Origin of the sequence: Bradyrhizobium sp. (genome assembly GCF_036735945.1) — a bacterium.
Classification (GTDB): domain Bacteria; phylum Pseudomonadota; class Alphaproteobacteria; order Rhizobiales; family Xanthobacteraceae; genus Bradyrhizobium.
On record NZ_DAINNI010000088.1, the window covers coordinates 1 to 20508 of the forward strand.

Consider the following 20508-nt stretch of genomic DNA (forward strand, 5'->3'; position numbering starts at 1 on the left):
GCCTGCAATATACCGGCTACAAGAAGTTCGAATGGGGCGTGGTCGGCGAGACCGCGTGCGCGGATTCGTGGGGCCGGGCGCTGAAGACCGGCGAACCGTCGCTCTCGCTGCCGTGCTTCGCCGAACGGCGCTATGGCGGCGTGCCCGACGAGGAGATGCTGATGGCGCTGAAGCCGGAGCATCTCGCCAAGGCCATCGTCGGCATGAAGCAGCTCGCCAAGAACGGCCTGCGCTATCCGATCGCGCCCTATGGCATCCAGGCCGACGTTCGCGCCGGGATGGGAGTGTCCTACGCGAAGAAATAGGCTTGCGAAAACGGGCGGAAACCGTCATTGCGAGCCCCTCGCAAAGGCGAGAAGGGCTAGAGGGATCTGGAGTATGTCTTCGTCGAAATTCGACATCGTCGTCTACGGCGCCACCGGCTTTACCGGCCAGCTCGTCGCCGAATATCTCGCCGAGCGCTACAAGGACGACGCGAGCCTGAAATGGGCGATGGCCGGCCGCAGCAAGGACAAGCTGGCTTCGGTCCGCGACGCAATCGGCGCGCCGGCGGATACGCCCCTGATCGTGGCCGATTCAAGTGATGTGGCGTCGCTGAAGGCGATGGTTGAACAGACCAAGTCTGTCATCTCGACCGTCGGTCCTTACCTTCTTTATGGCTCTGAGCTGCTTTCGGCTTGTGTCGCATCGGGCACGGATTATTTCGATCTGTGCGGCGAGCCGATCTGGATGCGCCGGATGATTGACGCTCACGAAACCACCGCCAAGTCGACCGGTGCAAGGATCGTGTTTTCCTGCGGGTACGATTCACTTCCGTTCGAACTCGGTGTGTTCTGTGCGCAGGAGGAAGCCAAAAAGCTGTTCGGCGCACCAGCCAACCGCGTCAAGGGGCGAGTCCGTGAAATGCGCGGCACGTTTTCCGGCGGCACCGCTGCCAGCATGAGAGCATTGTTCTCTGCGGCTGCGAACGACCCCAGCCTCGTTGCGTTGTTGCGGAATCCCTTCGCGTTGACGCCGGGTTTTGAAGGGCCAAAGCAGCCGCCCGGTAACCGGCCAGTGTTCGATCAGGAACTCGATTCCTGGACTGCGCCGTTCGTGATGGCAAACATCAATACCCGTAACGTCCATCGCTCCAATTTTCTTCTGGGCTTTCCCTACGGCAAGGATTTTATCTACGACGAGATGATGCTGACGGGGCCGGGCGAGAAAGGCGAAGCCCTCGCCAAGCGGATCGCCACCGCCAACACTGCCGAGAAGATGAATTCCGGCGGGCCGAAGCCGGGCGAGGGGCCGTCGAAGGAGGAGCGCGAGAATGGCCTTTATGACCTGCTGTTCGTTGCGATTGCGGCAGACGGAAAGCAGGCACGCGCCGTGGTCAAGGGTGATCGCGATCCCGGCTATGGCTCGACCTCGAAGATGATTTCGGAATGCGCGATCTGCCTGTTGCGCGATACGCCCGATGTGCCGGCCGGCTTCTGGACGCCGGGCGCGGCGATGCAGCACAAGCTGATCAAGCGCCTCGTCGACAATGCGGGGCTGACGTTCACAGTCGAGAAGTAGCGCCGTTCTGGTTCGTCGCTTTATGGACGCGGAGCGACATCCGTCTTCCAGCGCTCGGCGGCGACGAACATGCCCCACATCACGCCCAGCATCAGCCAGAAATGCCGCCAGTGGTCGGTGTCGATGATGAAACTCTCGCCGACGGTGCCGAGGAAGGCCGCGAAGATCGCGAGATAGGCCGGCTGCCAGGGCACGCGGACGAAGGCATAGCGAAAGCCGGTCCATACCGTGACGAAGACCAGCGCCGGATAGCAGACGCCGGAAAGCCAGCCGCCCGACATGAAGGCGTTCAGGTACGAATTATGAGTGTCTTCCGGAAAGAAGCGGTGGAACTGCAGGGGTCCGATGCCGAATGGCAATCCGAGCGCCATTTCGGCGCCGAGAACATGCCGGCCGAAGCGCCCGAAGCGACCGGTGTCGTAACTCTGGTCGAAGCTGGCGCGCTGTTTGAACAAGTCCGCGACTGAATCGAGCGACAGCAGCACCGCAACCAGCGCGGCTGCGATGACGACGGCGACAAACGTTATCACGACGATGCGCGAGCGCTGCGCCTGCGAGCGGCTGGTCAGTACCATCATCACAAGCATGAATCCGGCCGTGGCGATCAGTTGTCCCCACGCGGCGCGCGAGAACGACAGCAGGATGGCCAGCGATATGACGCCGAAGGCGACGGCGTTGCGCAGCGCCTTGCCGAATTTGTCGGAGACGGCGCTTTGCAGCGCGAACAGCGCCGGCATGATCAGGAACGCGCCGAGCACGTTCGGGTCCTTGAAGGTGCCGCGGGCGCGGTCATACAGCGTCAGCAGGTCGCGCCCGCCGGGAACGAGGTTGAAATAGCCGGCGATCCCCGCCAGTGACGCGATCACCGCGCCGACGATGAGGCCGCGCCGGAGCATGTCGAGCCGGGCGCTAGTATCCTCCGATATCACCATCGCGAACAGCACGACGGTGACAGCCATGTACCAGGAGGTCGCGATCCAGTTCGGCACGTTGGGCCGGTCGAATACCGCGACCGAACTGATGGTATAGCCGACATTGATCAGGAACAGGAGCAGCAGCAGCGGCATGAACACCAGCCGCATCCGCAGGCCGGTGGCGAAAAACACCACGGTCGCCGCCAGCGTGGCCAGCTCATAGGGCGAGGGTTCGATGAAGACGATGGCAACGGATGCACCGACCAGCCACACCAGTGCGCGCTGCAAGGCCAGCACGCCGGGTCCGGCCGTTGTCGGCGCAGCTGAAACGACTGATGTCGCCGCATAACTCATCGAAACCCACGCAACTCACGCAACGCTACGGAACTACGACATCAACTCCCCGTCATTGCTTCGCTGCGCTCGCAATGACGGTGGCTAGTCCTTCAACAACTCAATACGCGTTCTCGCTCTTGGTCATCAGCGCGACCGGCGTCTTCAGGAGAATGTAGAGGTCGAACAGCACGGACCAGTTCTCGATGTAATAGAGGTCGAACTCGACGCGCTTCTGGATCTTCTCGTCGGTGTCGACCTCGCCGCGCCAGCCGTTGATCTGGGCCCAGCCGGTGATTCCCGGCTTGACGCGGTGGCGCGCGAAATAGCCGTCGACGGCCTCGTCGAACAGGCGGCTCTGCAGCTTGCCCTGCACCGCATGCGGACGCGGGCCGACCAGCGAAAGGTTGCTCTTGAACACGACGTTGAAGAGCTGCGGCAGCTCGTCGAGGCTGGTCTTGCGGATGAAGCGCCCGACGCGGGTGACGCGGGGATCGTTCCTGGTGACTACCTTGGAGGCGGTCGGATCGGCCTGGTGGTGGTACATCGAGCGAAACTTGAACACGTCGATGCGCTCATTGTTGAAGCCGAACCGCTTCTGGCGGAACAGCACCGGCCCCGGGCTGTCGAGCTTGACCGCGAGCGCGACCAGACCCATCACCGGCAAGGCCGGCAGCAGGATCAGGAAGCCGACGACGTGGTCGAACAGCCATTTCATCACCAGGTCCCAGTCGGTGATCGGCGCCTCGAACACGTCGAGGGTCGGCACCTCGCCGACGTAGGAATAGGAGCGGGGCCGGAAGCGCAGCTTGTTGGTATGCGCGGACAGGCGGATGTCCACCGGCAGCACCCAGAGCTTCTTCAGCATCTCCAGGATGCGCGTCTCGGCCGAGATCGGCAGCGCGAACAGCACGAGGTCGATGCGGGTGCGGCGGGCGAATTCGACGATGTCGTCGACCTTGCCGAGCTTGGGGCTGCCCGCGCAGGTATCCATCGCGCGGTCGTCGTTGCGGTCGTCGAACACGCCAAGCACCTTGATGTCGGAATCGTCCTCGGCCTCGAGCGCCTCGACGAGTTGCTCGCCACTCTGGTCGGCGCCGACGATGATGGTGCGGCGATCGAGCCGGCCTTGACGGGCCCAGCCGCGCACCAGCGAGCGCAGGAACAGGCGCCCGGCCACCAGCGCCGCAAGGCCGCCCGCGAAGAACGCCGTGAGCCAGAGCCGCGAAATCTCGCTGCCGAGCTTGACGATGAAGGATACGCCGATGAACAGCAGGAACACGAACGCCCAGGATGAAATCATCCGCGTCATCTGGCGGAGCTGGCCGCGGAAAAGCTGCACCTGGTAGATGTCGGCGGCCTGGAAGCAGATCACCGTCGTGACGGCGACGCCGAAGATCGCGGCGAGAAACTCCCAGTGGAAATCCTTCTGCGGAACGACTAAGGCGAAATAGAGCGCGACGCCGATTGCGCTCAGCATCGCGAAATCGATCAGGCGAACCGCGCCCGCGATCACGATCGGCGAATAGGCGCGGCCGACCTTCTCATTGCTGACGGCAAGCGCGGCCGGCGTCAGCCGGCGCCGCCGCTCGACCGGCCTGCGGTCGATAGTCACGGTCGCTGCTGCGTCGAGCATCGAGTGTGCGTTGATCGGTTCCACTGTCCACGTCCGTTCTGGAGCAGGACATAGAAACGTGCCTGCCGGTGCGGAATTCCCCACACCTCGGGCTTAAGGGACAAATCGGAAGAAACAGTTACGTTGCTAAAGAACGGTTAACGATCGGCAAACGCCTCGCGATAGCCGGCGAATACGCCCTCGACCATCGCCTGCTGTGAAAAATGCATGAAGATGCGTTCGCGCAGCAGCTTGGCGCGGTCATTCGCCGCGGCCGGATTCTCGAGCGCGGCCTTGATGGCGTCGGCCATGGCGTCGGCATTGCCCGGCGCGAACAGGGCATCGCCATGCGGGCCGAAAATCTCGGGGATGCCGCCGACATTGGCGGCAATCATCGGAATGCCGGCCGCCGCCGCCTCGATCACGACATAGGGCATGGAGTCGCCGCGCGAGGGCACCACCAGCAGCGAGCCCTTGGAGAAGCCGAAGCGTGCCTTGACGTGGCCGATGAACCGTATGGCTGCGCCGAGGCGCAGCCGCTCAACCTGCGCCTTGATGCTTGCGCTTTCCTCGCCGTCGCCGGCGAGCGTGAGCGTCACGGGACGGCCATCGGCGCGCAGCCGCGCCACCGCCTCGATCAGGAGGTCGGCGCCCTTGATGTGGCGGAATTCGCCGACATAGATCAGGTCGGTGGCGTCCTCGGCCTTGATGACGGGATCGAATTCGCTGGCGGTGACGCCGTTGAACACGCAGCGCACCAGACCCTTCGGCGTGCCGATGGTGCGCTGATAGGTGTCGCGGGCGAAGGCGCTTTCGAACAGGAACAGATCGGTGTTGTTCATCAGCGCGCGTTCGACGCGGGCATAGATGTCGCCTTTCAGCGTCGAGAGCGGAAAGTGCAGCGATCCGCCGTGCGGGGTGTAGACCCTGATACGGTCGCGTCTGGCGGTCCCCAGGCGCATGAAGGTGCCGGCCTTGGCGCCGTGGCCATGCAGCACATCCGGCTTCAATGCGCGGATCATGCGCTGGAATCGCGCCCACACCAGGACATCGCCTGGCAACGGCTCGCGGCGAATCGCGGTGCGGTGAACGCCGAGCTTGAGCCTTGGCGCGATCTCCGCCAGCGCCTGCTCGGCGCGCTCGCCGCCGGTCAGGCTGTCGGCGATGATGCCGACGTGATGGCCGCGGTCGGCCTGGCCGTTGGCGAGGTCGAGGATGTGGCGAAAGATGCCGCCGACCGGTGCGCGCGTCGCGTGCAGGATCCGCAGCGGCTGACCTTCAACGAGCGGCATCGAGACCGCCTTGGGATACGCGCGCGACCGGCGTGATCCGATCCGTGCCGCCCGCAAGCATCGGCGCGGCAAGCTGACATGAAGTTGAAGGAAAAACGCCGCGCATGGGAGTCCTGGAAAACTATGCCGCGATTAGGGGCTGTCATGGTTAACAAAAAATGACCTGATGTCCACGGGGCAGTGGGCTGGGCAGCGCGACAAGGCGGATTAACCCCGCAGCAACCATAATGAAGTGTAATCGGCCAGGTCGGGTGGGCCAGTAGTTGTGCCCACGGGAGTATGCGATGCGTTTGGCGTTCTGGCGTGCAGACAAGGACCGGCCGGTGGTGCAACGGGCAAAGGCAAGGCCCGCGCCTCCGGCCAGGCCGTCCGTTGCGCCGCCGCCTCTGTCCGGCGATCTCGATTTGCGCGTGCTCGGTGATGCGCTGATGCGCAGGCGGAGCTGGATCATCGTTCCGACGGTGCTGGCGCTGGCCGTCTCGCTCACCGCGGTCAACATGGTGACGCCGCGCTACAAGTCGGAGGCGCGCATCCTGATCGACGGGCGCGAGAACGTGTTCCTGCGGCCGAGCGGCGAGCGCAGTGAGGAGCGCGGCGCGCTCGACCCCGAGGCGGTCACCAGCCAGGTGCAACTGGTGCAGTCGCGCGATCTCGCCCGCGAGATCATCAGGAAGAACAAGCTTGCCGAACTCCCGGAATTCGATCCGGTGCTGCGCGGCTTTTCGCCGCTGAAGTCGGTGCTGACATTGATCGGCATCGCGCGCGACCCATTTTCCCAGACGCCGGAAGAGCGCGTGCTGGAAGCCTATTACGAGCGCTTCACGGCCTTTGCGGTCGACAAATCCCGCGTCATCGTCGTCGAATTCCAGTCGCGCGATCCGGAACTCGCCGCGCGCGTCGCCAACTCGATCGCCGAAGGCTATCTGGTGCTGCAGCAGGACGCGCGACAGGACCAGGCGAAGGCCGCGGGCCAATGGCTTTCCGGCCGAATCGACGAGCTGCGCAAGGAAGTTGCGGATGCTGAATCGCGTGTCGAGGAATTCAGGTCCAAGTCGAGTCTGTTCGTCGGCACCAACAACACCACGCTGTCCAACCAGCAGATGGGTGAGTTGAACACGCAGCTCATTAACGCCCGGGGGCTGAAAGCGGATGCGGAAGCCAAAGCGCAACTGATCCGCGAGTTGTTGAAGAGCGGAAAGCCGATCGAGTCTTCTGAAGTACTCAATTCCGAATCGATGCGCAGGCCGTCCGAGCAGCGGATGACTTTGCGGGCGCAGCTTGCCGAGCAGTCTTCGACGTTGCTTGGCAACCATCCGCGCATCAAGGAATTGAAGGCGCAGCTTGCCGACATCGACAATCAGATCCGCGACGAAGCCGAGAAGATTGCGCGCTCGCTGGAAAGCAACGCGCGCTTGGCGGGCCGCCGGGTCGACCAGATGACGGCGGGCCTCGAGCAGTCGAAGAAACAGGCCTCGTCGACCAATGGTCAGGACGTGCAGTTGCGCGCGCTTGAGCGCGATGCCAAGTCGAAGCGCGATCAGCTCGAATCCTTTCTCGCCAAATATCGTGACGCGAGCGCGCGCGAAAACCTCGAGGCGACGCCGACTGACGGCCGCATCATATCGCGCGCCACCGTTTCCAATACGCCGGCCTATCCGAAGAAGCTGCCGATCGTCTTGATCGCGACGCTGGCGACGCTGCTGCTCACCTCGGGCGCGATCGTGACCGGTGAACTCCTGCGGATGACGTCGCCGCGCGCCGGCGCTGCCGTATCGCCGGAAGTCATGCGCGCTGTCGAGCCCGAGATCGTCACGGCTCCGCTGCCGGAACGGGTGCGTGCGCCGGCCATCGCGCCTGAGCTTCCCGTTGCGGATATCGCGCCGGAACCAATGTTGCGCGAGCCGCCTGCGGATGCCCCGCGCATGGACGGCATGGCGGAGGCCGACGAAATCGAACAATTGGCCGACGCGCTGCTCGATGCTGACGCCTCGGCGCGGAAGGTGACTGTGCTCGGCACCGCTTCGGGCGACGGCATCACGCTGACCGCGCTGACGCTGGCGCGGCTGATGGCGCGGCAGGCGAAGGTGGTCGTCGTCGATCTCGCGGCGTCGTCTCCCGTGCTTGTCGCGGCGGCCTCCGCCGATCCGGTTGCGCCAGGGCTCGCCGAACTGATGCAGGGAGAGGCGTCGTTCGCGCAAATCATCACCAGGGATCGGCTGTCGCGAGTCCACCTCGTCAGCGCCGGACGCCCGGGCTGCGACCGCGCGCAACTTCAGTCGCCGCGCCTGACGCTGGCAATCGATGCGCTGCTGCGGGTCTATGATCTCGTGGTGCTGAATGCCGGGACGGCGTCGGACCTGCCGGCCGAACTGCTCACCTCGGAGGCGCGGGCGATCGTCGTCCCCGATACGTCGATGTCGGCGGATGCGCGTAACGAGATGTCCGATCAACTCAAGGCGGTCGGCTTCTCCGAGGTGACGACGCTGAGCAAGCCCTGCGGGGCGGAGCACGCGGTCGAACCCGGCCCGCACTTCGTGGCGGCGTAGAAGATTTACAAGGGTGGGCAAAGCCGGGTCAGCTAGCCGAACGCATTCCGCAGCCGTTGCGCCATCTCAAGCAGCGCCGGATTGTGCTTCACCAGACGCTTGGTGCGGTTGAGGCCGGACATCACGCTTGAAGCGAAGCTGCCGCGCGCGCTGAGCGGGATGAAACTGTCGAAGATCGGTTCGTCATCCTTGCAGAACAGCCGCTTGTAGTCGTCGGATCCGATTCCGAGATCAAGGGCACGATAGCCCTGGCCGGCGTAGTGATCGATGATGTCACGCATCAGGATCAGGCCGGGACTGTACTTCGAATTCGCCGACATCGTGTAGGTATTGAACATCATCGAGAACCGATGGCCGTCGGCGACGCCCGCGAAGATCGCGATCACTTCTTCGTCGCATGCCAGCGCGTGGATATCGATGGCATGCCTGCCGTCTGCGAGCTGCGCCGTGCAGGCGCTTCGGACAAACTGCTCGATGCCGGGATCGGCAAAGACATTGGGCAGTTTCTGTTCGGCCATCCGCAACGGCTTGACGCGGAAGAACCAGTCGAGCAGCCGCGTGATCTCCGCTTCCGAGGTCGCGATGGTGCTGCGATAGCCGGGCAGGGATTGCAGCTTGCGTTCCTTGCCCTTGAGGCGGCGGCGGAACGAGTTGCTGACCAGTGCCGTCGGCGCGGCGCCGGGCTCGATCCTCAATAGCGGGCAATTATTGGCGGATGGCTGATGCGGCAATAGCGCGAGCGGATTGGGCAGATCACGCCAGCGAAGCGGCTGCTGATGCAGCGCAAGGACGTCGGCTTCCGCGCGCTGCGATATTGCCGAGATCAGGCCTTCGAGATCGGCTTGCGTGGCACTTGCGGCGAAATCGCGGTCGAACAGCGCCATGTTGAAGGTGGAGTGCTTGCCGCCCATGAAGCTGGCGCAACGTGCGCTGTAGGCGTGCCTCAGCGTGAGCGGCAGCAGCAACAGCGGACGGCGCTCGGCGTCGTAGCCGATCACGATGAAGGGCGTGAGCCCTTCGCGCTCGCCGACCTGCCGCTGCCAGGCGCTGAGGAAGTCGAAGCGCTGATACGGCGTGAAGGAGGTTTGCGCCGCTTCGAGGTTGCGCCAGATGCCCTCTGCCGCGGCGAGGTCGCGAATGATGTCGATTCCGGCGATGCGGCCCGCCTTCGACCACGCATCTCGATCCGCCGGGCGGTCTTCAATCGCGGCAGCCATGGTCATCGCAAAGCCCGTGCTGTATGAAATTGTTTACAATTTTGGCGTTGGCCGACCTTCGCAGGGAAATGTCAACAAAGGGTAATACGATGCGGCTGCGACGGGGCGGCGCGACCGCATGGTGAGGGCGGGACGTTGACGTCGGATATCGGGATCTTGCGGCGCCTCCGGATGGAGCTCGCCTATTTCAGCGGCTACTTCAGGCTCAAACAGCATGAGACCGGCGGCGCCGGCGTTATCTTGCGGTTCGAACGCGTGCGTCCACGCGATTCCCGCCCCTTTCAGCCCAACCAGTGGCGCGAGGTCACGCCGCAATTTCTCGACCGCGCCATTCACGCGCTGAAGCGCTGGAACTTCGATCTGGTCACGATGGACGAAGCGTGCCGGCGGGCGGTTACGCTGCCAAAGGCCAACCGCTTTGCCAGCCTGACCTTCGACGGCGGCTGCAAGGATGTCGTAACCGATGCCTATCCGGTGCTGTCGAAGCACCGCGTCCCCTTCATCGTCTATCTGCCGACGGCGTTTCCGGACGGGATCGGCGAAGCCTGGTGGCTGGCGCTGGAGGCGATGATCGCGCGCGAGGAGCGCATCGTCCTGGTGATCGACCGCAAGGAGCGGCGTTTCGCGACCGGCAGCGCGCAAGACAAGCACGCCACCTTCGAATTCCTGGCGAACTGGTTGCGGACGTTGCCGCCGCAGGATCTTTCGTTCGCAATCCACGACCTCTGCACGCGCTATTCGGTTGATATGGCGGCGCTGTCGCGCGAGGATTCGATGAATTGGGACGATCTCGCCAGGCTCGCCGCCGATCCGCTGGTCACGATCGGCAGCGCGACGGTGAACTATGCCGCATTGTCCAACCTGAAGGCGGCAGATGCGCAGCGCGAAATGACGATGGGCAAGGCGGTCGCCGAGACCGCGTTGCGCCGCGCAGTGACGCACTTCGCCTATCCGTTCGGCGACCGGCAATCCTGGCGCCGCGAGCATGTCGTGATGGGGCAGGAGGCCGGCTTCGCCAGCGCGGTGTCGACCATCCCGGGCGTCGTCCAGCCGAAGGGCTTTACCAACCTGCACGCGCTGCCGCGGATCGCCTGGGACGGACGGCAGCGCTCGCTGCGCATGATGCGGGTGATGCTGTCAGGAATTATGTTTCCAGCCGTCAGACCGACCCGGGATAACTGGGTCTAGGCGGCGCGGTCGGGCCGCGACATCCAGCTCACGATCGGCATGGCCGGCAGCACCCATCCAAGCCCCGCCACCACGTAGAAGATCGCCTGCAGGAGGCCCGAATTGGCCAGCCATGGCGTCTGGGCGATGGTCATTCCGAGCAGCGACCACACCACGACCAGCACCAGCAAGGCGAGGGTTCCGAAGAATTTGCGGGTACGGATCGTCATGGCGGATATGTCAGGCTCAGGGCGGGTTGCGCGCGGGAAGGGCCCGACTATAAGGGGCGCGGCAATTCAATCAAGCGCGCCCTCGGGCGTGATAAAATGGGCTTCATGACCGCCAGTTCCGCACAGGATGCCCCGCACGCAGCCGCCGTCAGATGGTGGCTGATCACCGTCGCCGTGCTGATCGCGGTCATGGTGCTGGTCGGCGGCGCCACGCGATTGACCGAGTCCGGACTGTCGATCGTGGAGTGGAAGCCGGTCACCGGCACGCTGCCGCCGCTCAGCGAAGCGCAATGGGTGCAGGCGTTCGAGGGCTACAAGGCGATCCCGCAATACCGCGAACTCAACGCCGGCATGAGCCTTTCCGAATTCAAGACCATCTTCTGGTGGGAATGGAGCCACCGCCTGCTCGGACGCGCGATCGGCGCGGTCTATCTGCTGCCGTTCCTGTATTTCCTGTGGCGCGGCGCGTTCAGTGCCGAGTTGAAGAAGCGGCTGTGGCTGATCTTCGGCCTCGGCGCGCTGCAGGGCGCGGTCGGCTGGTGGATGGTCGCCTCGGGACTGACCCAGCGGACCGAGGTGTCGCAGTATCGGCTGGCGGCGCATCTGGTGCTGGCGCTGATCATCTTTGCCGCGATCGTCTGGACGCTGCGACGGATGAGCGCGCGTGCGCAGCCGGTCGTTCCGCTGAGGCTGAAGATCTCGGGAGCGGCTCTGCTCGTGCTGACGTTCGTGCAGATCTATTTCGGCGCGCTGGTCGCGGGCCTGCGGGCGGGCAGGGTGTACAACACCTGGCCCGAAATCGACGGCGCCTTGATCCCGTCGGCGGCGCGGCTGTGGTTCGAGGAGCCATGGTGGCGCAACCTGTTCGACAATACGCTGACCGTGCAGTTCGAGCACCGCATGACAGCCTATGCGCTGCTGGCGCTGGCGGTGCTGCACGCGGTTGACGCGGTGCGATCGCGCGCCGGCGCGGTGGCAACGGGCGCATGGTGGCTGGTGGCGGCGATCATCCTGCAGGCCGTGCTCGGCATCCTCACGCTGCTGCACCAGGTACCGATCGACCTCGCGCTGGCGCATCAGGCCGTCGCGATCATTGTCCTGACGCTCGCCGTCCTGCAGACGGAACGGCTGGTTGCTCGGCGTACGCAGCACGACCCGCAGAAGCTGGTCGAGCCGCTCGGGCAACCCGGCTGAAATTGAGCAATTCTAATCTGGCGCGATTGGCGAAAAGCCCTGCTTTGCAGGGCTTTTCCGACGGCTCATTCGCGTTGACGGATTTGTGTGGCGCGCGACCGCTTTACTTGCATCGCTCGGCGGATACAACGGGCCAGAACAAGGTCCGTCCCATGTCTTCAGCATTCGTCCAGGCCGCCGTCATCCTGCTCCGCGAGGGGCTGGAAGCCATGCTCGTGATCGCGGCATTGGCGGGCTACCTGACCAGGGCCGGTGCAGCCCATCGCGTTCAGGCGCTCTATGGCGGCGCGCTCGCAGCCGTCGGCGCCAGCATCGTCGCGGCCTGGCTGTTCGCGGTGCTGAACTCGGGCGAGCACAGCGACATTCTCGAGGGCGTCATCATTCTCATTGCCGCCGCGCTGATGCTCTATGTCAGCGGCTGGCTGATGGTGAAGCAGGATCCGCGCGGCTGGCAGGAATATCTTTCGCAAAAGGCGGATCATGCGCTGTCGCGGGACACCGTGTGGGCGGTCGGCGCGCTGGCCTTCCTCGCGGTATTTCGCGAGGGTGCTGAAACCGTGCTGTTCATCAACGCGCTGGCGACGGCCGAAGGCGGCTGGAGCGCCGGGCTGTTCGCCGGCCTTGCCGCCGCGACGGCGGGCCTTGCCGTTCTCTTCTACTTCATCAACCTGATCGCGCGGAAGCTGCCGCTGCGGCCGCTGTTCATCATCACCTCGGCCTTCCTGTTCATCATGGCGATCAAGTTCATCGGCGAGGCCGTTCAGGAATTCCAGGAGCAGGCGATCATCACGGTCACCGAGGTCAAGGGCTCGGCGTTCCTTGGTGCGATCGGCCTCAACCCGTCCATGGAAGCGCTCTCGATCCAGGGACTGGTGATCCTGTTCGTCTTCGCGGGCTATTCGGTGGTCCAGCGCAACAACCGCCTGATGCGCGAGGACCGGGGCTCGATGCGAGCGGCCGAATAGCCGCCCGCAGCTACGCCGCCTGACGGTTGAGGTCGAGATAGTCGAGCCCGATATCGAGCGCGGCCGAGCTATGCGTCAGCCAGCCTGCCGAAATCAGGTCGACCCCGGTCGCGGCGATCGCCCTGGCGGTCTCGGCCGTGATCCGGCCCGAAGCTTCCGTGATCGCCCGTCCATCGGTGATCGCGACGGCCTGGCGCAGTTGCTCGACCGTCATGTTGTCGAGCAGGACGGCGTCGACGCCGATCGCAAGAACCTGTTCGAGCTGTGACAGCGTATCGACCTCGACCTCGATCTTGACGAGGTGGCCGGCATGGGCCTTTGCGCGCTCGATCGCCGCCTTGACGCCGCCGGCCAGCGCGATGTGGTTGTCCTTGATCAGCATGGCGTCGTCGAGGCCGAAGCGGTGATTGCTGCCGCCACCGGCGCGGACGGCGTATTTTTCCAGCGTGCGCAGCCCGGGCGTGGTCTTGCGGGTGCAGACGATTTTCGCCCTGGTGCCTTGCGCGGCGGAGACCAGCGAGGCCGTTGCGGTGGCGACGCCGCTCAAGCGGCAGAGGAAGTTGAGCGCCGTGCGTTCGCCGGTCAACAGGCCGCGCGCCGGTGCCTCGATGGCAGCGATCACGTCTCCGGGCGCCACCACGCTGCCGTCGGGACGTTCGGCGTCGAGCCGGATCGCCGGGTTCACGAGCTGAAACGCAGTGCGTGCGATGTCGAGCCCGGCCACCACGCCCGGCTGGCGCGCGCGCAGCACCAGCGAGGCGTATTGATCGGCCGGAACGATCGCATCCGCCGTAATGTCGCCGGCGCGCCCCAGATCCTCGAGCAGGGCGGTTCGTACCAGGGGTTCGTACATCAGGGGGAGAAGCGGGGTCAGTGTCATGGCTGGGCGCTCCCGACAGACTGGGATTCGGTTTCAAGAATTTCGCAGGCGGCATCGAGCGTTTCCGCCAGCGAGATCGACGACGGCTCGGCCGATGGCAGTGCGTCCGGGAAGTCGCTGCGATAGTGCCCGCCACGGCTTTCCTCGCGCCGCCAGGCGGAGAGGGCGATCATCAGCCCCACCAGCGCTGGATCGGATGCCGCGCTCCGGCCGGTTGCGAGCGGGTACAGCGCGCGGATAGCTCGTTCGATGCCGTGCCGCTCGCGCAGCACGCCAAGGCCCAGCGACAGGATCGGCCGCACGGCCGAAGGATCCGATACCGGCAGCGGCACATCCGCGGCGCGCGCTTTCACGTGACGATGATTCTTGTTTCTAACGCTCTCCGCCACCCACTGCGCGCAGACGATGGCTTCCATCAGTGAATTGCTGGCGAGACGATTGGCGCCGTGCAGCCCGGTGCGGCTGACTTCGCCGCATGCCCACAGGCCATCGACGCTGCTGCGGCCATCGATATCAACGGCGATGCCGCCCATGTGGTAGTGCACGGCCGGCCGCACCGGAATCGGATCTACAGCGGGATCGATCCCTGCCATCCTGCAGAAGGCGGAGATGACCGGATAGCGCTTTGCGAATTCCGCTCCCGGATGTTTCCGCGCGTCGAGGAAGGTGCGACGTCCCTCGGCACGGCGGCGCCAGACCGCGCGGGCGACGACATCGCGGGGCGCCAGTTCCGCGCCCGGCTGGTCCGCCATGAAGCGCTCGCCGGTGTCGTCGATCAGGATCGCACCGTCGCCGCGTACGGCTTCCGTCACCAACGGCATCGGGCGCGACGGGCCGTCGAAGGCGGTCGGGTGAAACTGCACGAATTCGAGATCGGAGAGCTTTGCGCCCGCACGGGCGGCGAGCGCCAGCCCCTGGCCGTAGCAGCCGGCGGGATTGGTGCTCTCGAGGAACAGGCCGCCGATGCCGCCGGTCGCGAGCACGACACGCGCCGTTTCGATCACAAACTGACCCTGCGCGTTCGCCGCGAGCACGCCATGAATCGAATTGTCTTCGACGATCAGGCGAAGTGCCTCGACCCCTTCAAGCAGGGTGATCGACGGGCAGCGGCGCACGGCTGCGATCAGCGCGCGCATGATCTCGCGCCCGGTGCCGTCGCCGGTCGCGTGCACGATTCGCTTGCGGCCGTGTGCGGCTTCAAGGCCAAGCCGCCAGCCGCCGTCGGGCCGACGGTCGAACGCGACGCCGAGCCTTGCCAGATGCTCGACGGCCGCGGGCGCGGCATCAACAATCCGGCGAGCGACCGTTTCGTCGCAGAGGCCTGCGCCGGCGGAAAGCGTGTCGGCCAGGTGCAGGGCAGGGGCGTCATCGTCGCCCATCGCAGCCGCCAGTCCGCCCTGCGCCCACAGGCTGGAGGCTTCCGCGCCGAGCGGCGCCTTCGACAGCAGCACGACCGGCTCGGGCGCCATCTGAAGCGCGGTCATCAATCCGGCCGCGCCGCCGCCGATGATGACGGCGTGATTGGCCAGTTCTGAAATATCCTTGCTCATATCGCCAGCATCCTTTCGACCGCGCGCCGCGCAGGCGCCGCAACAGCGGGATCGATCGTCACTTCGTGCCGGCCGGTCTCCAGCGCGTCGCGGATGTTCTTCAGCGTGATCCGCTTCATGTGCGGGCAGAGATTGCAGGGCCGGATGAACTCGACATCAGGATGGAGCACCGCGACATTGTCGCTCATCGAGCATTCCGTCAGCAGCACCACGCGTGGCGGCCGCCGCTGTCCGACGAAGTCGGACATCGCCGCGGTCGAGCCGGAGAAGTCGGCTTCCGCGACGACGTCAGGCGGGCATTCCGGATGCGCCAGGATGGTCACGTCAGGGTGGTTTTCGCGCAGTTGCCGGACATCCTCAGCCGTAAACAGTTCGTGCACCTCGCAATGGCCCTTCCATGCGATGATCTTCACCTTGGTAAGGGCTGCGATGTTCTGCGCGAGATATTCATCCGGCAGCATGATGACGCGCTCGGCGCCAAGCGACTCCACGACCTTGAGCGCATTGCCCGAAGTGCAGCAGATGTCGGATTCCGCCTTCACCGCCGCCGAGGTGTTGACATAGGTGACGACGGGCACGCCGGGGTAGCGCTGCCGCATCAGCCGCACGTCCTCAGCCGTGATGGACTCCGCGAGCGAGCAGCCGGCCCCGGGGTCGGGGATCAGCACGGTCTTTTCCGGGTTCAGGAGCTTGGCGGTCTCGGCCATGAAGTGGACGCCGGCGAGCACGATGACGTCGGCATCGACCTTGGTGGCTTCCCGCGCCAGCAAGAGGCTGTCGCCGACGATGTCGGCAACGCCGTGAAAGATTTCCGGCGTCTGGTAGTTGTGCGCGAGGATCGCCGCATTGCGTTCGCGCTTCAGCGCGAGAATGGCGTCGACATCCTCGGCGTAAGCGGCCCATTCAGGCGGCGGGATCACCCGTTTGACGCGGTCGTAGAGCGGGGCGGTGCGTGCGAGCACGGCGGAACTGATGTCGGCCATTTATACTCTCCGTGAGCATAAGATGACTTATACTTATCCTGAGCATAATCGAAGTCAAGTACGCGAAAGGGGAAGCTTGGTTCCGGCGACCGCCCGTTCGGCCAGCACGGCATGGCGGAACCGAAATAGCTTGGCGGGGCGGCCGACCGCCTCGGTGGCGATTGCGCCAGTTTCCTCAACGAGTTGCTGCTGCTCGATCAGGCGGCGGAAATTCTGTTTGTGGACCAGCCGGCCTGCGAGCGCCTCAACGCTGCGTTGCAGTTGCAGCAGGGTGAATTCCGCCGGCATCAGTTCGAACACCACGGGCCGGTATTTGATCTTGGCGCGCAGCCGCGCGATCCCGGTGGCGAGAATGCGGCGGTGATCGCCGGTCATGTGCTTTCCCGGAATGACGGATGTGGCCGTTGCGCCATCACGCACCGCTTCCGGGATCAGGCCGGCCTCGTACAGCAGCTCATAGCGCTGCAGCACCAGTTCCTCGTTCCATTCGCGATCGTCGAGGCCGAACGTGATCGCTGCGCGCTGCCAGCGTTCGCGCTGCAGGCTGGTGCTACCAGCGGATTTCGACCACGCCCGCAGCCGCGACGATAACGTCTTCGCGAGCGCCGCGGGCAGGCCGGCGCGCTGATCCTCCCACGGGAAGTAGTCGTACCAGCCGGACCAGTGTGCCTCGAAACCCTGGCCGACCTTGTCCTCGCGGGTCAGCCCGAGATAGCTGATCGAGATCGAATGCGGCGACTTGGCATCGCCGGCCCGCCCGCGATCGGCGAAGGTGTAGAGCTGTTCGACATAGCCGAGCGGATGGCCGGTCTGCGCTTCGACCCATGCCCGCAATCCCGTCTGCAGCGAACGGTGGGTGAATTCGAACGGACCGCTCGGCAACGCCCCGTCGTTGGCGATGGTCATGGTCTTGGGCTCGCCATCGGTGACGGCGACAAGGACGGCGACCAGATCCGCCGTGATCGCATTGGCAGCGTTCGTCTTGCTGGCTTTCCGCGGTGCCCCTGCCACGTCGCTTGTCCGTCTCCGTTGTTGGCTACTGCGCCTTTAGCAATATCCGTACACGCCGCAAGCGTAGGGCAGGCGGTCCCAATACGGCTCATAGGGGCCGCCATAGTAGGGGCCGTCGTAGCTGTAGGAATGACTGGTCCCGTAGTAACCCGGCAGGGTCGCTGATCCCGGCAACAGCGGCCAGTTGAAGAGGCGCGGCGCATAGGCCGCCATCGGAGCCAACAGCACCCCGGGACCCTCTTCCTCGACCACCACCAGCGCGCGGCCGCGCCGCACGTAGCGGGGAGTTGCCGCCGGGGCGACCGTGGTGCGGTAATTGTAATGCGCGCGGGGCAGGCCGGGCGGCAATTGGATGGCGGCCCGGGCTGCGGCACGCCTGCCGGCGGCGGCCTTCTCGGCGCGCTTCGCCGCAGCCGAACTGGCGGCGGGCCTGGCTGCCGCCGGGGTGTCGTCCGGCTTGGCCGGTGCCGGGCCATCGGCCGATTTGGCGGGGGCAGGGGGCTCGGCCGGTTTTGTCGCGGCAGGGCCATCGGTGCTGGTGGCGGCTCCAGGGCTCTGGGCCATGGCAGTTCCGGCCGCAAAAATCGCGACCAGAATTGGCGTCATCCAGCGCAGCATCGTCGGCTCCGAATCATCGAGGGCGGCTAGTCGCCACTCTATGCCGGAATGCACGTTAACGAGAGGCTTGTGATTCCGGGCCTCGGAGGATGGAAGGGCTCGCCGGGATGTCATCGCCCGCGAAGGCGGGCGATCCAGTTTTCCAGAGCCCTGTCGGTTCGGCCGAGAGGCTGCGGCGTACTGGATACCCGCCTTCGCGGGTATGACAGCCTTCCCTGATGCGGCCCGCTACGCGCCCAGCGCCTGCTCCAGATCCGCGATCAGGTCTTCCTTGTCCTCGATGCCGATCGACAGGCGCACGACGTCGGGCGCGGCGCCGGACTTCACCTTGGCGGCATCGTCGAGCTGGCTATGCGTGGTCGACGCCGGGTGGATCACCAGCGAACGGGTGTCGCCGACATTGGCGAGGTGCGAGAACAGTTTCAGGTTCGACACCAGGCTGACGCCGGCGTCATAGCCACCGCGCAGGCTGAAGGTGAAGACCGCACCGGCGCCCTTCGGCGCGTATTTGCGCGCAAGGCGATTGTACTTGTCGCTGGCGAGGCCGGCATAGTTCACCGAGGCCACGGCGGGATGGCCGGCGAGGAATTCCGCAACCGCCTTGGCGTTCTCGCAATGCTTCTGCATGCGCAGCGGCAGTGTCTCGATGCCGGTCAGGATCATGAAGGCATTGAACGGCGACAGCGCTGGGCCAAGGTCGCGCAGGCCGAGCACGCGGCAGGCGATCGCGAAGGCGAAATTGCCGAACGTCTCCTGGATCTTGATGCCGTGATATTCGGGACGCGGCTCGTTGAGCATCGGGTATTTGTTGTCCTTCGACCAGTCGAAGGTGCCGCCGTCGACGATGATACCGCCGAGCGAATTGCCGTGGCCGCCGAGAAACTTGGTCAGCGAATGCACCACGATGTCGGCGCCGTGGTCGATCGGGCGGATCAGGTAGGGCGTCGCCAGCGTATTGTCGACGATCAGCGGTACGCCGGCCTTGCGCGCCACTTCCGCGATCGCCTCGATGTCCGTGATGCTTCCCGCGGGGTTGGCGATCGATTCGATGAAGATCGCCTTGGTGCGCGGCGTCACCGCGCGCTCGAAGCTTGAGATATCGTCGGGATCGGCCCAGGCCACGTTCCAGCCAAAGCTCTTGAACGCATGGGTGAACTGGTTGATCGAGCCGCCGTAGAGTTTTCGCGCGGCGATGAACTCATCGCCCGGCATCAGCAATTGTTGCAGCACGACGACCTGCGCCGCATGTCCGGAGGCAACCGCGAGCGCCGCGGTGCCGCCCTCGAGCGCCGCGACGCGCTCTTCCAGCACGGCGGTGGTCGGGTTGCCGATCCGGGTATAGATGTTGCCGAACGCCTGCAGGCCGAACAGCGAGGCGGCATGGTCGGCGTCGTTGAACACGAAGGACGTGGTTTGATAGATCGGCGTCACCCGCGCGCCGGTGGTGGGATCGGGCTGCGCGCCGGCATGCACGGCAAGGGTCGAAAATCCCGGGAGACGGTCGGTCATTCTGGGTCCTGTTCTCTGGCTTACGCGAGGTGGGTTGACGATGCTTATCGCAGCCGCGTCCGCCGTCAAGGCGAGGCGTTCAAATATGCGGGATTGAAAACGCGTCTGCTTCGTTAGCGCTGGTCGTCGAAATAATCGTTTCGCATTACGTCAGGTCAGCTCGTTTTTGTTCTTTGCGGCGCGGTCCGATGCCGCTGTCGCGCCGCCGCCGACGCTCATCCGGTTCAGCGACAGGCGCATGCCCTGCGTCGGGATCGGCGCGCGCTTCGAACTCAGCGTGCGCGAATTGACGCCCATCCACGAAATTTCCGACGACAGCCGGCCGTATTCGATCTTCGGGCAGCGGTTCATCACGACCTTGATGCCGGCGGCCTCGGCTTTCGCCGCCGCCGCATCGTCACGCGCGCCGAGCTGCATCCAGATCACCTTTGGCGGCTGCGGCAATGCCAGAGCTTCGTCGATGACGGGCATGATGTGGCTGGAGTTGCGGAAGATGTCGATCATGTCGACGGGACGGCCGATCTCCGACAGCGAGGCGACGAACGGCTTGTCGAGCAGGCTCTTGCCGACATGGCCGGGATTGATCGGGATCATGTCATAGCCGCGCTGCGCCAGATATTTGAAGGCGAAGTAGCTCGGCCGCACATTGACCGGCGAGGCGCCGACCATCGCGATCGACTTCACGGCGTTGAGAATGCCGCGGATGTAGTTGTCGTCGTAATTGTCGTGGTTCATCTTGATCCTCTTACGTCGTTGCGAGGAGCGAAGCGACGAAGCAATCCATTCTTTTCTTCGCTCGGTGGGATGGATTGCTTCGCTTCGCCCGCAATGACGGCGACTACTTATCCTGCCATTTCGGCTCGCGCTTTTCGATGAAGGCGCCGATGCCTTCCTCGGCGTCGCGCGCCATCATGTTCTCGGTCA

General features: G+C 64.9%; 18 protein-coding genes and 1 pseudogene. 6 read left to right on the top strand and 13 right to left on the bottom strand.

Annotated features, from left to right (window positions below; genetic code table 11):
• The coding region (locus V7E26_RS22070) for a DUF169 domain-containing protein (RefSeq protein WP_324420189.1) at window positions 1-305 on the top strand (305 nt) is incomplete at its 5' end.
• Between the two features lie 73 nt (window positions 306-378).
• Window positions 379-1560, top strand: a complete 1182-nt coding sequence (locus tag V7E26_RS22075; RefSeq protein ID WP_324420191.1) for a saccharopine dehydrogenase family protein — start codon at window positions 379-381, stop codon at window positions 1558-1560.
• A gap of 20 nt (window positions 1561-1580) precedes the next feature.
• Here V7E26_RS22075 and V7E26_RS22080 read toward each other — a convergent pair whose 3' ends face one another.
• The 3 genes from V7E26_RS22080 to V7E26_RS22090 form a co-directional block, all read right to left on the bottom strand.
• Window positions 1581-2828 (bottom strand): O-antigen ligase family protein, encoded by a 1248-nt coding sequence (locus V7E26_RS22080; RefSeq protein ID WP_324420193.1) that lies wholly within the window; start codon window positions 2826-2828, stop codon window positions 1581-1583.
• A gap of 100 nt (window positions 2829-2928) precedes the next feature.
• Window positions 2929-4467, bottom strand: coding sequence for an undecaprenyl-phosphate glucose phosphotransferase (locus tag V7E26_RS22085; protein ID WP_324420195.1), 1539 nt, complete (start codon window positions 4465-4467; stop codon window positions 2929-2931).
• A gap of 113 nt (window positions 4468-4580) precedes the next feature.
• On the bottom strand, window positions 4581-5714 hold the full coding sequence (locus V7E26_RS22090; RefSeq protein WP_324420197.1) for a glycosyltransferase family 4 protein: 1134 nt from the start codon (window positions 5712-5714) through the stop codon (window positions 4581-4583).
• A gap of 284 nt (window positions 5715-5998) precedes the next feature.
• On the opposite strand from V7E26_RS22090, the gene V7E26_RS22095 reads away from it, so the two are divergent.
• A complete protein-coding gene (locus V7E26_RS22095) occupies window positions 5999-8260 on the top strand; it encodes a GumC family protein (RefSeq protein WP_324420199.1) in 2262 nt (753 codons plus the stop codon).
• Between the two features lie 32 nt (window positions 8261-8292).
• On the opposite strand, the gene V7E26_RS22100 is transcribed toward V7E26_RS22095, so the two are convergent.
• On the bottom strand, window positions 8293-9483 hold the full coding sequence (locus V7E26_RS22100; protein ID WP_324420202.1) for a GNAT family N-acetyltransferase: 1191 nt from the start codon (window positions 9481-9483) through the stop codon (window positions 8293-8295).
• Window positions 9484-9612: 129 nt separating this feature from the next.
• On the opposite strand from V7E26_RS22100, the gene V7E26_RS22105 reads away from it, so the two are divergent.
• On the top strand, window positions 9613-10665 hold the full coding sequence (locus V7E26_RS22105; protein ID WP_442893455.1) for a polysaccharide deacetylase family protein: 1053 nt from the start codon (window positions 9613-9615) through the stop codon (window positions 10663-10665).
• On the opposite strand, the gene V7E26_RS22110 is transcribed toward V7E26_RS22105, so the two are convergent.
• Window positions 10662-10874 carry a DUF2842 domain-containing protein gene (locus tag V7E26_RS22110; RefSeq protein ID WP_324420203.1) on the bottom strand — a complete coding sequence of 71 codons (213 nt, stop codon included), beginning with the start codon at window positions 10872-10874 and terminating at the stop codon, window positions 10662-10664. The genes V7E26_RS22105 and V7E26_RS22110 overlap by 4 nt on opposite strands.
• 105 nt (window positions 10875-10979) lie before the next feature.
• Here V7E26_RS22110 and V7E26_RS22115 point away from each other — a divergent pair, with 105 nt between their 5' ends.
• Together V7E26_RS22115 and V7E26_RS22120 are read left to right on the top strand one after the other, a co-directional pair.
• The gene (locus V7E26_RS22115; RefSeq protein ID WP_324420205.1) at window positions 10980-12068 is read left to right on the top strand and encodes a COX15/CtaA family protein; all 1089 of its coding nucleotides are present in this window, start codon (window positions 10980-10982) and stop codon (window positions 12066-12068) included.
• A gap of 152 nt (window positions 12069-12220) precedes the next feature.
• Window positions 12221-13033: an FTR1 family iron permease gene (locus V7E26_RS22120; protein ID WP_324420207.1), complete on the top strand. Its 813-nt coding sequence runs from the start codon at window positions 12221-12223 to the stop codon at window positions 13031-13033.
• Between the two features lie 10 nt (window positions 13034-13043).
• On the opposite strand, the gene nadC is transcribed toward V7E26_RS22120, so the two are convergent.
• From nadC to V7E26_RS22160, 8 genes and pseudogenes are all read right to left on the bottom strand, one after another.
• Window positions 13044-13913: a carboxylating nicotinate-nucleotide diphosphorylase gene (nadC, locus tag V7E26_RS22125; protein ID WP_324420209.1), complete on the bottom strand. Its 870-nt coding sequence runs from the start codon at window positions 13911-13913 to the stop codon at window positions 13044-13046.
• A complete protein-coding gene (locus V7E26_RS22130) occupies window positions 13910-15463 on the bottom strand; it encodes an L-aspartate oxidase (protein ID WP_324420212.1) in 1554 nt (517 codons plus the stop codon). Before V7E26_RS22130 ends, nadC begins: the two co-directional genes overlap by 4 nt.
• On the bottom strand, window positions 15460-16446 hold the full coding sequence (gene nadA, locus V7E26_RS22135) for a quinolinate synthase NadA (RefSeq protein ID WP_324420214.1): 987 nt from the start codon (window positions 16444-16446) through the stop codon (window positions 15460-15462). The genes V7E26_RS22130 and nadA overlap by 4 nt, the downstream gene beginning before the upstream one ends.
• A gap of 54 nt (window positions 16447-16500) precedes the next feature.
• Window positions 16501-17457 carry an NUDIX hydrolase gene (locus V7E26_RS22140; protein WP_324420216.1) on the bottom strand — a complete coding sequence of 319 codons (957 nt, stop codon included), beginning with the start codon at window positions 17455-17457 and terminating at the stop codon, window positions 16501-16503.
• Window positions 17458-17493: 36 nt separating this feature from the next.
• Window positions 17494-18075, bottom strand: coding sequence for a hypothetical protein (locus V7E26_RS22145; protein ID WP_324420218.1), 582 nt, complete (start codon window positions 18073-18075; stop codon window positions 17494-17496).
• 228 nt (window positions 18076-18303) lie between these two features.
• Window positions 18304-19584, bottom strand: coding sequence for an O-acetylhomoserine aminocarboxypropyltransferase (locus tag V7E26_RS22150; protein WP_324420220.1), 1281 nt, complete (start codon window positions 19582-19584; stop codon window positions 18304-18306).
• 150 nt (window positions 19585-19734) lie between these two features.
• Complete coding sequence (locus tag V7E26_RS22155) at window positions 19735-20319, bottom strand: CoA-binding protein (protein WP_324420222.1); 585 nt, start codon at window positions 20317-20319, stop codon at window positions 19735-19737.
• Window positions 20320-20422: 103 nt separating this feature from the next.
• Window positions 20423-20508: pseudogene (locus V7E26_RS22160) on the bottom strand (enoyl-CoA hydratase); the annotation flags it as partial.

Bases quoted from the DNA above. Each gene is read 5' to 3' on its own strand.
- V7E26_RS22075 (WP_324420191.1), top strand. From the start codon at position 379: ATGTCTTCGTCGAAATTCGACATCGTCGTCTACGGCGCCACCGGCTTT.
- V7E26_RS22080 (WP_324420193.1), bottom strand. From the start codon at position 2,828: ATGAGTTATGCGGCGACATCAGTCGTTTCAGCTGCGCCGACAACGGCC.
- V7E26_RS22090 (WP_324420197.1), bottom strand. From the start codon at position 5,714: ATGCCGCTCGTTGAAGGTCAGCCGCTGCGGATCCTGCACGCGACGCGC.
- V7E26_RS22095 (WP_324420199.1), top strand. From the start codon at position 5,999: ATGCGTTTGGCGTTCTGGCGTGCAGACAAGGACCGGCCGGTGGTGCAA.
- V7E26_RS22100 (WP_324420202.1), bottom strand. From the start codon at position 9,483: ATGACCATGGCTGCCGCGATTGAAGACCGCCCGGCGGATCGAGATGCG.
- V7E26_RS22110 (WP_324420203.1), bottom strand. From the start codon at position 10,874: ATGACGATCCGTACCCGCAAATTCTTCGGAACCCTCGCCTTGCTGGTG.
- V7E26_RS22115 (WP_324420205.1), top strand. From the start codon at position 10,980: ATGACCGCCAGTTCCGCACAGGATGCCCCGCACGCAGCCGCCGTCAGA.
- V7E26_RS22120 (WP_324420207.1), top strand. From the start codon at position 12,221: ATGTCTTCAGCATTCGTCCAGGCCGCCGTCATCCTGCTCCGCGAGGGG.
- nadC (WP_324420209.1), bottom strand. From the start codon at position 13,913: ATGACACTGACCCCGCTTCTCCCCCTGATGTACGAACCCCTGGTACGA.
- V7E26_RS22130 (WP_324420212.1), bottom strand. From the start codon at position 15,463: ATGAGCAAGGATATTTCAGAACTGGCCAATCACGCCGTCATCATCGGC.
- nadA (WP_324420214.1), bottom strand. From the start codon at position 16,446: ATGGCCGACATCAGTTCCGCCGTGCTCGCACGCACCGCCCCGCTCTAC.
- V7E26_RS22145 (WP_324420218.1), bottom strand. From the start codon at position 18,075: ATGCTGCGCTGGATGACGCCAATTCTGGTCGCGATTTTTGCGGCCGGA.
- V7E26_RS22150 (WP_324420220.1), bottom strand. From the start codon at position 19,584: ATGACCGACCGTCTCCCGGGATTTTCGACCCTTGCCGTGCATGCCGGC.
- V7E26_RS22155 (WP_324420222.1), bottom strand. From the start codon at position 20,319: ATGAACCACGACAATTACGACGACAACTACATCCGCGGCATTCTCAAC.